Source organism: Flavobacterium sp. TAB 87 (assembly GCF_001529295.1).
GTDB lineage: Bacteria > Bacteroidota > Bacteroidia > Flavobacteriales > Flavobacteriaceae > Flavobacterium.
Genome location: NZ_LLWK01000028.1, coordinates 1 through 11,669, shown reverse-complemented (window position 1 = coordinate 11,669; position 11,669 = coordinate 1). Strand labels below are relative to the sequence as shown.

9 protein-coding genes are annotated in these 11,669 nt (G+C 35.0%); 7 read left to right on the top strand and 2 right to left on the bottom strand.

The genetic code is table 11. The annotated features are described in order from the left end of the window. Positions 1 to 16 precede the first annotated feature (16 nt). Together bshA and AP058_RS02055 are read left to right on the top strand one after the other, a co-directional pair. Positions 17 to 1,150 carry an N-acetyl-alpha-D-glucosaminyl L-malate synthase BshA gene (gene bshA / locus AP058_RS02060; protein WP_066306358.1) on the top strand — a complete coding sequence of 378 codons (1,134 nt, stop codon included), beginning with the start codon at positions 17 to 19 and terminating at the stop codon, positions 1,148 to 1,150. An 18-nt stretch (positions 1,151 to 1,168) separates the two neighbouring features. Then, a complete protein-coding gene (locus AP058_RS02055; RefSeq protein WP_066306355.1) occupies positions 1,169 to 1,624 on the top strand; it encodes a protease complex subunit PrcB family protein in 456 nt (151 codons plus the stop codon). On the opposite strand, the gene AP058_RS02050 is transcribed toward AP058_RS02055, so the two are convergent. Both AP058_RS02050 and AP058_RS02045 read right to left on the bottom strand, forming a co-directional pair. Beyond that, entirely contained in the window at positions 1,590 to 3,362 is a 1,773-nt protein-coding gene (locus AP058_RS02050) for a DNA mismatch repair protein (RefSeq protein ID WP_066306348.1), read from the bottom strand. The two genes, AP058_RS02055 and AP058_RS02050, sit on opposite strands and share 35 nt — an antisense overlap. A gap of 116 nt (positions 3,363 to 3,478) precedes the next feature. Further along, a complete protein-coding gene (locus AP058_RS02045) occupies positions 3,479 to 4,312 on the bottom strand; it encodes a universal stress protein (protein WP_066306346.1) in 834 nt (277 codons plus the stop codon). A 212-nt stretch (positions 4,313 to 4,524) separates the two neighbouring features. Between AP058_RS02045 and mnmE the strand changes: the two genes are divergently transcribed. From mnmE to AP058_RS02025, 5 genes are all read left to right on the top strand, one after another. Beyond that, positions 4,525 to 5,925: a tRNA uridine-5-carboxymethylaminomethyl(34) synthesis GTPase MnmE gene (mnmE, locus tag AP058_RS02040; protein WP_066306344.1), complete on the top strand. Its 1,401-nt coding sequence runs from the start codon at positions 4,525 to 4,527 to the stop codon at positions 5,923 to 5,925. A 337-nt stretch (positions 5,926 to 6,262) separates the two neighbouring features. Then, positions 6,263 to 6,832: a helix-turn-helix domain-containing protein gene (locus AP058_RS02035; protein ID WP_066306339.1), complete on the top strand. Its 570-nt coding sequence runs from the start codon at positions 6,263 to 6,265 to the stop codon at positions 6,830 to 6,832. Then, a complete protein-coding gene (locus AP058_RS02030; protein ID WP_066306335.1) occupies positions 6,825 to 7,967 on the top strand; it encodes a site-specific integrase in 1,143 nt (380 codons plus the stop codon). The genes AP058_RS02035 and AP058_RS02030 overlap by 8 nt, the downstream gene beginning before the upstream one ends. 339 nt (positions 7,968 to 8,306) lie before the next feature. After that, positions 8,307 to 8,441 carry a hypothetical protein gene (locus AP058_RS17190; protein WP_255357067.1) on the top strand — a complete coding sequence of 45 codons (135 nt, stop codon included), beginning with the start codon at positions 8,307 to 8,309 and terminating at the stop codon, positions 8,439 to 8,441. A gap of 589 nt (positions 8,442 to 9,030) precedes the next feature. Then, positions 9,031 to 11,669 (top strand): lectin-like protein (locus AP058_RS02025; protein WP_369815128.1); only part of this gene is annotated, 2,639 nt, incomplete at its 3' end.

Below are 11,669 nucleotides of genomic sequence, written 5' to 3'. Positions count from 1 at the left end.
ATTCTAAAAATGATAGATGAAAATAGCAATAGTTTGTTACCCAACATTTGGAGGAAGTGGTGTTGTTGCAACCGAATTAGGATTGGAACTGGCACGAAGAGGACATGAAATTCACTTTATAACGTACAGCCAACCAGTTCGTTTGGCTTTATTAAATCCAAATGTGCATTATCACGAAGTAAACGTTCCTGAGTATCCTTTGTTTCATTATCAGCCATACGAATTGGCTTTATCGAGCAAATTGGTTGACATGGTAAAACTTTATAAGATCGAAGTATTGCATGTTCACTATGCCATTCCTCACGCTTACGCGGGTTATATGGCTAAACAAATGCTAAAAAACGAAGGAATCTATATTCCGATGATTACTACATTGCACGGTACAGACATTACATTGGTAGGAAATCATCCTTTTTACAAGCCTGCTGTCACGTTTAGCATTAATAAATCAGATTATGTTACCTCTGTGTCAGAAAGCTTAAAAGCCGACACACTGAAGCTCTTTAAAATCAAAAATAAAATTAAGGTGATTCCAAATTTCATTGAGATTGCTAAAATCAGAAAAGATCCTGATGCACCTTGTCACCGTTACGTAATGGCGCATGAAAATGAGCGTATTATTACCCACATTAGTAACTTTCGAAAAGTAAAGAGAATTCCAGATATTGTCAAGATTTTTTATAAAATTCAACAAGAAATTCCAGCCAAATTGATGATGGTTGGTGACGGACCTGAAAAGGAAGTTGCCGAACAGATGTGTCATGAATTGGGGATACACGACAAAGTTATTTTCTTTGGAAATAGTAATGAAATTGATAAAATCTTGTGTTTTACTGATTTGTTTTTACTACCTTCAGAAACAGAAAGTTTTGGTTTAGCGGCTCTTGAAGCAATGTCGATGGGCGTTCCTGTCATTTCTAGTAATTCTGGTGGTTTACCTGAAGTGAATCATGACGGGGTTTCTGGGTTTTTAAGTGATGTGGGTAATGTAGACGAGATGGCAGAAAATGCGTTACGAATTTTAAGAGATGAGGAAGTTTTAAAGGAATTTAAACGAAATGCATTTGAAGTGGCTAAGAAGTTTGACATTCATAATATTCTTCCGAAATATGAAGCCTTGTATGAAAAAGCCATAAACGATTATAAATAAGTTCTAATTTTGTTTGTTATGAAAAAATCAATTTTGCTTTTGCTACTTGTGGGACTTAGTTCTTGCACTGGTACTAAAGAAGTAAGTGCTGAAACTGGTAAGTTGTATGAAGTATTGACGGAACAATCAAATGGTGGTGGAAACATTCAATTTTATGAAATATTATCAGAACCACGTGAAATTAGAATGTTGATGAACGACGAGTTGCTGAAAGATAAAATCGATGAAAAAGATATTGTAAAATCAAATTTCGTTGTTTTAAATATGGGCGAAAGAAATTCGGGCGGTTACAGCATAACCGTTGTCAACGCCGAAGAAACTGCAACTAGCATAATACTAACAGTAAAAGAAAGTACACCACCTACAGATGCAATGGTCACACAAAATATTACCTACCCGTACACGGTTGTGAAAATTAATTCTAAAAAAGAAATTAGTATTAAATCACGCCCATTTTCTGCATTAAGAAAGTAGCACTTTTATTTCGGCAAATTCCGTCGCGCAATTTGTAATCAAAATGCAAGTCATCATTCACGATCTCTACTTCAAAACATTGATTTTTTAAGATATCTGGATAATTATCGGTCGTAAGGCAAACTTCAATATCGTGGGTTGCGATGGCGCCAATTGCTTTCTTAGCAATCACTTTCTTAACTACTTCAATTGTTCCGTCTCGCTTGTCATCAGAGTTAGTTCCCCTTAAGATTTCATCTAATAAGACGAAAGCAGGTTGCTCTTCTAAGGCATCCATAATTTGTTTCAAACGTTTTATTTCTGCAAAAAAGTACGATTCGCTATCGGATAAAGAATCCGACAATCGCATGGAAACCAGAATCGGTAACGGATGAATATTTCCTTGGGTTGCACAAACAGCAGCGCCAATACCACCTAAAACCATGTTGACACCCAAACTTCTTAAAAAGGTACTTTTTCCCGACATATTCGAGCCCGTCAAAATTACAAACGACTGCGGATGAAAAGAAACAGCATTACCAACGCGTGTTTCTGGATTCAGCAACGGGTGACTCAACTCTGTAAAATCAATTTTATAATCGGTATTTAAAGTAGGGAAAGCGAAATCTGGATTGTTGTAACTGTTATTGGCCAAACTATTCAACGCTTCAAATTCGCCAACCACTTCCAGCCAGTCTTCTAAGACTTCATGGTGCTCTTTTTTCCAATTTAGCAAGGCTTTTAGAACATGCAGATTGAACAAAACAGTTCCGTTAAAAAAGATGGCGGTTACAAAATTGTTAATTGAATCCATTTTAGAGAATAACTCAGAAAGCTTTTTTAAATGATTACTTGCAGTTGCATTTTTATATTTTAATTTCTCCTGTAATTCAAGCAATTTAGGAGATTGAAAACTTTCTTTTTCTATTTTTTGAACCAACAAACTATATTGATTGATGATAGCATCTATGGCTGAGGTTTGAGAGATTTCTGCCTGAATTTGCTTCATGTACCGGCCTAAAATGATCATATTTAGAATAAATACATAGGTAACATACGATAACAAAACCAAATTTGAGGTAATGAAATAAGCCACAATAAAACCGATAAATAAGGCCGGAACTGCAAACATCAAAAATGTCATCCACTTGGAGAAAGTAAAATTATCGCGCTTGTTCCAACGCAATAAAACCTCATATTGTGATTTTGAATCTTGACCTACTTTGGCCAAAGCCAAAAATTCTTGACGCCAATCTATTTTAGTTGCCAATTCCTGAATCGCTTTTTGATTGGCCAGAATTGCCGAATTGGGCTGTACTTTTAAAAGCAAATTAGCCAATGTCGTTTTTCCAATATGAGTAGCCGTGCGGTTCAGGCTTTGAAACAAAGAATGTTCGCCAAAAATATCCAAATCGTAAGCATAAGGATGCTGGAAATCGATAAATTCTACACCATTTTCAAAAGGAAGTTTTTCTCTATTTAAAAAATCAATTTCATTTTGATTGATGTTGACTAAAGCGGTCAGAATTTTTTTCTGAAAAGACAATTTAGCATGTATTTTCATCAGAATAAAAAAACCAATAAAAAAAGAAATAGCAGCAATACTATATAAATTATCGCTGCTATCTAAGTAAAAGTAGCCCATTACAAGAATTGCAAGAATACTCAAAGTTCTTAAAATACTAATCGTGTTGTACTTTTTATTGCAAGTATGAAGCTGGGAGCTGTAGTCCGTAATTTTATTTTTGTAAATCGTCATGATTGAAACTGATATTCGGGAATTAAAAAACATTTTATTCCTACAAATATAACTTTCAATCCTTGATAACCCGCACAAATAAACAGAATGTTTAAACTTTTATTTTAAAAATAAGATCAATGTTCATGCATAATCAAAATTGGAATTTGGACTTCTTTGACGATTTTTTTTGAAAAACTGGGATTCATTATCGACTCAAAAAAGTTGCGCTTGTAGGCAATAACGGCCAAGACGTCAATTTCTTTATAAAGCACAAAATCCAGTACGGTTTCTTTAACGTCATCGTCTGGAATAATAGAAAAAACAACAGGTTCATCGCTGAACTCCATGGCCCATTCTTTTATGGTTTCGTCCTTTACATCAGAATCATTTGTTTTCACATACAAACATTTGACCTGCGCTTTCAGTTGTTTTGCAATTTTAAGCACTTTGATCAACTCATTTTTATCCTTGTCTCTAAATCTTGTGGTAAAACCGATAATTTCTATTTTCTGGTGGCGCACTTCAGCAGGAATACACAAAACTGGCACATTTACTGCCGAGATAATCGATTCTGTATTGGATCCGATAAAGAAAGTTGTCCAATCTGAAACACCCGAAGTGCCCATTACAACAAAGTCGATATGCTCTTCTTCGATTGCTTTTTTTATATTGTAAATTAAATTACCATCCATCAAACGGTGCTGAATCTGGATGTTTTCTAAGTTTTGCTCTTTGGCAATCGCCCTAAGTTTTGGCACCTCATCTTTGAACATATTAAATTGCGACAATTCAATCGAATTGTAAATTGCACCATAATTTTCTGGAAAAAACTGGCTGTCATAAATTGGCAATTCAAAGGTATGAAGCAATAATAATTCAGCATTGATATGATTGGCAAATTCTAGAGCATGCACAAAAGCATTTTGCGCAGTATCAGAAAAATCAGTAGGGAAAAGGATCTTTTTCATAGGAGTAAAACTTAACGTTGTTACCAAATATACATTATTTTTGTAGGTTTTTAAATGATAATTATTAGATTTTTTATAATTTAAGGAGAATTATTAAACCAAATTGAGATTTGCCTTATTACTCAAATAAAGAAGATTTTCAGTAGCATTTTTTTCTTGAAGAGCATAAATCTAAACTAAAACAATCTGTCAAAATTTTATACCTTTGCGGCATGATAAATCAAGATGCTATTGTAGCCTTAGCAACACCTTCGGGCGCTGGAGCGATTGCTATTATTCGTATTTCGGGGCACGATGCCATCACTATAGGAAATGGTGTTTTTAAATCGATTAGAAACAAAGATTTAACCAAACAGAAATCGCATACGCTGCATTTGGGCCACATTGTAGATGGCAATAAAACCTTAGACGAAGTTTTGGTTTCTGTTTTCAAAGGGCCAAATTCGTATTCAGGCGAAAATACAATCGAAATTTCTTGTCACGGATCTACTTATATTCAACAGCAAATTATTCAGTTATTGCTTCGCAAAGGCTGCCGAATGGCCGATGCAGGTGAGTTTACGTTGCGCGCCTTTTTGAACGGAAAATTAGATTTATCTCAAGCCGAAGCCGTTGCCGATTTAATTTCGTCAGACAATGAAGCATCGCATCAAATTGCCATGCAGCAAATGCGCGGTGGTTTCTCTAACGAAATTGCCAAACTTCGTGAGGAATTGCTCAATTTTGCTTCACTAATCGAGCTCGAATTGGACTTTGCCGAAGAAGATGTAGAATTTGCGGATCGCACACAATTTCATGAATTGTTAAACCGAATCGAGTTTGTTTTAAAAAGATTAATCGATTCGTTTGCGGTTGGGAACGTTATTAAAAACGGAATTCCAGTCGCTATTGTTGGTGAACCCAATGTGGGAAAATCAACATTGTTAAATGCACTTTTAAACGAAGAACGCGCTATTGTATCTCACATCGCGGGAACGACGCGCGACACCATCGAAGACGAATTGGTAATTGGCGGAATCGGTTTTCGATTTATTGATACCGCCGGAATTCGCGAAACCCAAGACCATATCGAAAGTATCGGAATCAAGAAAACCTTCGAAAAAATTGAGCAAGCGCAAGTGGTTTTGTATTTGTTTGAAAGTTTAAAATTCAAAGTTCAAAGTTCAGAATATATCGTGGAAATTGAGAAGATAAAAAATCAATTTCCACTGAAACCACTGGTTGTAATTATCAATAAAATCGAATTATTAACAGCAGCCGAAGTGGCCGAAATTAAAAAGCAATTGCTGCCCTTAAATGTAATTTTGGAAACAATTTCGGCCAAAGAAAAAATCGGAATCGACGCGCTCAAAAACACCTTGCTTTCTTTTGTCAATACCGGAGCGTTGCGCAATAACGAAACCATCGTCACCAACACCCGCCATTACGACTCGTTACTCAAAGCGCTAAACGAAATTCAGAATGTAAATTACGGCCTCGAAACCAATATTTCTAGCGATTTAATTGCCTTAGACATCCGCGAAGCCTTGTATCAATTTGGCTTGATTACCGGCCAAGTTTCCAACGATGAATTGTTAGGAAATATATTTGCTAATTTTTGTATCGGCAAATAAATAGCACAAAGTACTACAAAGTATCTATAAGTTAAAGAGATAAAATGTTGACAATTAACATTTTATCTCTTTTTTTTGTGATTTGCAATTTTCGATTTTTCGTGTTAATTGGATTATATTTGTACCTTATTTGTACCTTATTTGTACCTTATTTGTACCTTATTTTTAAAAGAGTAATTAAAATTTTTAAATGGACACATTATGGCACGTCTAGCCACAGGCAGACACATTTGGACATGTTGAGGCGTTAATTCGCAATGCAAACTATACTTGAATGAAACATAGATAATAGTATTAAAATAAATATTGATAGTAGGACACATAAATATATTTAATTATGAGTTCCAACATTAAAATCACCAGAATTTGTCAATTTTGTAATATTGAGTTTACCGCTAAAACGACCAAAACAAAATATTGTTCGCTAAAATGCGGCAGTAAAAATTATAAAATAGCGACGCGAAAGAAGAAAATTAACATTAGCAATGAAGAAACAAACAAAATGCGTTATGGAGATGTAGAATTACTTAAGAAGCTTGAATTTCTGAGCATAAAAGATACTTGCGAATTATTTGGTATAAGCAAAAGGACTCTATATAGAATTATTGAAAGAGGAGAATTAGATGTAGCCAAACTTGGAAGTAGAACTATAATAAGAAGGTGTGATATGGATAATTTCTTTGCTCTTCCTCAAACAAGTAAAATAATAAATGAGGTTACGCAAAAGTTTCCTGGAATTGAAAAATGTTATACAATTACTGAGGCTCAAAAATCCTTTAATATTAGCCCTAGTGCTCTATATTTAATAATTCAGCGACAAGGTATAATGAAATATAATTTGGGGAAATTTACATATGTTGCAAAACATGATCTTGATTTAATTTTTAATTCCGTTAGCAATGAGTAAAAGTATAGTAACATTGAGAAAAAAAAATATTTCAAATGGTCGCTTGTCATTGTATCTTGATTTTTATCCAGCTATATGGGATCATAAAAGCAATGCTTTGAGCAGAAGAGAGTTTCTAAAATTATACATATTTCAAAAGCCCGAAAATCAATTTCAAAAGCGATCAAATTTAGAAAATTTGCGTATAGCTGAGCTTATAATGGCTAGGAGACAAAATGAATTAAGTAAAGCAGAAATATACAATACATTTGAAAAGGAGCAGCTAACCCTACAAGCTATTGGTCGCGAGTCATTTTTAAAATATTTTAAAGTTTTAGGTGAAAAAAAAATAGGAAATAATCTTGGCATTTGGAAGTGTGCAATAATTCATTTTGAAAAATTTTTACAAGGCGATGATCTTTGTTTTGGTGATGTAACGGTTTCTCTTATTGAGGACTACAAAGAGTACTTATTGAATGCAAAAAGTTTAAGAGAAACTGGCAGTAGTTTATCAAGAAATACAGCGTTGTCGTATTATAATAAGATTAAAGCAACTTTAAAAAAAGCATATAAAGAAGATAAGTTAAAAATAGATATTAATTCTCGAATTGGAATCATTAAAGAACAGGAGTCTCAACGTAATTTTCTTACTTTGGAGGAAGCCAAAAAATTATTTTCAACTCCTTGTCCCAAAAACATAGTGCTTCAAATCTCTATGTTTTCTGTTTTAACTGGTTTAAGATATTCAGATATTGCTAAATTAAAATGGAGTGAAGTAGAATATATTGAAAGTGATGGTTATTATATACGATTTAGGCAAAAGAAAACTGACGGAGCAGTAACATTTCCTATATCGGAAGAAGCTTTTAGAATTCTTGGCAGAAGAGGACAAGATTTTCAAAAAATTTTTGAAGGTTTAAAGAAGTGGGATGTAGATAGAACTTTGCCAATATGGCTTGCTAGTTCTGGAATAAACAAACACATTACTTTTCATTGTTTTAGGCATACTTACGCAACTTTGCAATTATCACTTGGCACTGATATTTTTACAATATCTAAGATGCTTGGTCATAAAAATGTTAAAACTACTCAGATATACGTCAAAGTACTGGATCAGAAAAAAAGAGATGCTAGTGATCGAATTTCGTTGGATTAGAATCTATGTGTAAACCTTAATTAATGTCAAATTACATGTAATTATAATATTAAAACATTTTAAGTTTAATTTATTTATTATTAGAGTGGCATGTCGAACATAACTTTTCATACATAAGTCTAGCACAAGGGTGTTTATTTTCATTTATACTGCAAAACTATGTACCAATTTGGGTGCGATTGCATGCTAGATTATAGGCTTGGATTGATTTAATAATGATGATGAGATCAATGAGTGTGGAGAAGAAAATTCAGCTTAAGCAAATTTAAGTAGAACAATCGATCGATTCTAGAACAAGTAAAAAGATCGATTACTATAGCATTAGCAACAACACCAGGAATGAAAAGAATGCGTTTTAGAATAGGAGATTCTTGGTATGATTTGCCAAGCGCTTGTGTAGTAAATGTTTTTAAAATAGCATTTGATTTCTTCAATAATTCAACTGATGCAAATTCTGTAAAAAGTATTACCTGAAAAAAGAACTACTTTACAAAATGCAAAAGATGTTACAATTAATACTGAGAGTAACTTGAATTTGTTTTCGAATCTTCTTCAAGATGCGTTATATGTAGGAAGTGGAGAAGTGATCAAATCAATTATAATAAATAGCATGGCCGAAGCAAATTTCCATTTTCATTTTTAATATTAAAAATGAGCAGTCTATAGAGATAAATACAAAGGAAATATCAGTTCGAATTTAACTGGTTAAAATAGGGGACAATAAATGTAAAATTACAAACGAGAATTTATTAAAAATTAAAAAGAAAACTTTTTTGAGTTGGTTTTCCTCTATTGTACTACTACACGCACTAGAGGATTTTTTATTGTACTATATCACGCAGCGCGTTTATCATAAATTTTATCTTAGATAGTTGAACACAAGTAATTTCACCCAACGGGTTAATTTATAATAGAATTCGTCAACAAGTATCATTGCGAGGAAATACACCTGCAGAAACTTTTCAGGAAAATCTATGGTATTAAATTCATAAAAAATACATTTTCAAGAACAACAGGCTATTAGAATATCATCAAACCAACAGAATAGATGTATAAGCTGTAATTGATATCAGAAAATGGTGTTTTAAGTGGTGTTCAAGCGGGACCACCTTCTGCAATTACTACTGTAGGAGGAGACTACCTTTTAACCTATTGCTTCTATAATTTTAATTTACCTACTACAGGAAATTATACTGTCGAATTTGTAAATCCACAAAATAGTGCTGTTATGGGTACTTGTACTTTTGATAGTGCCACCGGAACGGGTTCTACGCAACCTGTACTAGATCCAAATCCAGCTCCAATTATTACAGGGCCTGGCTCTAATACTACTGTCAATGCAGCCTTAACTCAGTATGAACTTAGTACAACAATTTATAGTTATGTTGCAAATGAATCCGTTACTTGGGCTTTAGCGGGTGGTAGTGATCAAGCTCGATTTAGCATCAATAGTGGCACAGGCGTCTTAGCATTTAACGTGGCTCCAAATTATGACACCCCTTCAGATAGTGATGCAAACAATACTTATTTAGTAACTGTCAAGGCAACCGATTTGTATGGAATTAGTACCACGCAAAATTTGGTAGTTACCATAAAAAGTAATTTGCCACCTACCGTTTCTACAATTTCTAATCTTAATTTATGTGCCGGAACATCTTCGAATAGTTTAAGTCTAGTGGTTTCAGATGATGTTACTCCAGTTGCTGATTTATTAGTTTCAGGAACATCAAGCAATCCAGCATTAGTTCCAAATACTAATATCGTTTTAGGCGGATCAGGAGCTAACAGAACTGTTGTTATAACTCCTTTAGCCGGTCAATTTGGAACTAGTACAATTACTTTAACCATTAAAGACACGAATGAAAAAACTACAACACGGAGTTTTATCGTTACTGTGGATCAAAATAAGGTAGTATCCTCTAATGGAATAACTACTGTGATTGTCAATGCAGCATCAGTTTTTGTTGATAATGCGATAACAATCAATGCTTCTACCAATGTCACAAATGCAAAAGTTTTCTTTAGTACAGGATTTGTATCCGGTGACATTTTGGAATATACAGGTACATTACCCACAGGTGTTACTAATGAGTTTAATGCTGCTACGGGCGTGCTTACCTTTACAGGGTCTGTAACTCCAGTGGAATTGGAGAATATCTTTAGAAACGTAAAAATTAGAACTTCGTCCACCAACATACAAAGTAGAGAAATAACCTTTTTAGCTGGAAATGCGTTACCTTTTGAGGGTAACAATCATTATTACGAGTTTGTTACTGCACCAAATATTTCGTGGACTGCTGCAAAAACTGCTGCAGATGCTTTACTGTTCAATGGATTGCAAGGATATTTAGCCACTATTACCAGTGCTCCTGAAAATGATTTTATTTCCTCTAAACTGAGCGGCCAAGGATGGTTTGGCGCATCAGATGTAGCTGTTGAGGGCAATTGGAAATGGATGACAGGACCAGAGACAGGTCAACAATTTTGGCAAGGAACAAGTTCTGGTAACCCAGTTAATGGATTTTACAACAAATGGGCTTCGGGAGAACCTAATAATCAAGGTGACGAAGATTATGGCCACTTTTTAGCAAATGGTCAATGGAATGATTATCCATTAAGTCTATCTGGTCAAATTCAAGGTTATGTGGTTGAATATGGCGGTATGCCAAATGAACCCTGCATATCTATATCCGATATAAAAAGTGTCGTAATTGTTTTAAATCAAGTTCCAACAATTTCTGGCATAGCTAATCCAACAATTGTTTGCCCAAATTCTGCAACAGATCCATTAAGTTTTACTATTGGGGATGAAAACACAGCCTTGAGCGATTTGATAATAAGCGGAACCTCTTCTAATACGACTTTAGTACCTAATGCAAATATAGAGTTTTCAGGAACGGGAGCTTCTAGAATTGTAACTGTTACTCCAACCACCGATGAAGTTGGTACAGCAATAATAACAGTGGTGGTAACTGATTCGTATACGACTACAGCCTCTACGAATTTTACGGTTACATTTGGCGACACCACTTTACCCACTATAACCGCTCCTGTTGCCGTTGCCACGGTGACCAATATAGATTGTACCGCTACTGGTGTAGTTTTAGGAACTCCTGTTACAGCCGATAATTGTTCCGTAGCCACAGTAACAAATGATGCCCCTACTGCTTTTGTTTTAGGAGCTACCACAGTCACTTGGACAGTTACAGATGGCGCAGGAAATGTTGCCACTGCTACCCAAGTAGTAACAGTTACTGACACCACTTTACCGACTATAACCGCTCCTGTTGCCGTTGCCACGGTGACCAATATAGATTGTACCGCTACTGGTGTAGTTTTAGGAACTCCTGTTACAGCCGATAATTGTTCCGTAGCCACAGTAACAAATGATGCCCCTACTGCTTTTGTTTTAGGAGCTACCACAGTCACTTGGACAGTTACAGATGGCGCAGGAAATGTTGCCACTGCTACCCAAGTAGTAACAGTTACTGACACCACTTTACCGACTATAACCGCTCCTGTTGCCGTTGCCACGGTGACCAATACAGATTGTACCGCGACTGGTGTAGTTTTAGGAACTCCTGTTACAGCCGATAATTGTTCCGTAGCCACAGTAACAAATGATGCCCCTACTGCTTTTGTTTTAGGAGCTACCACAGTCACTTGGACAGTTACAGATGGCGCAGGAAATGTTGCCACTGC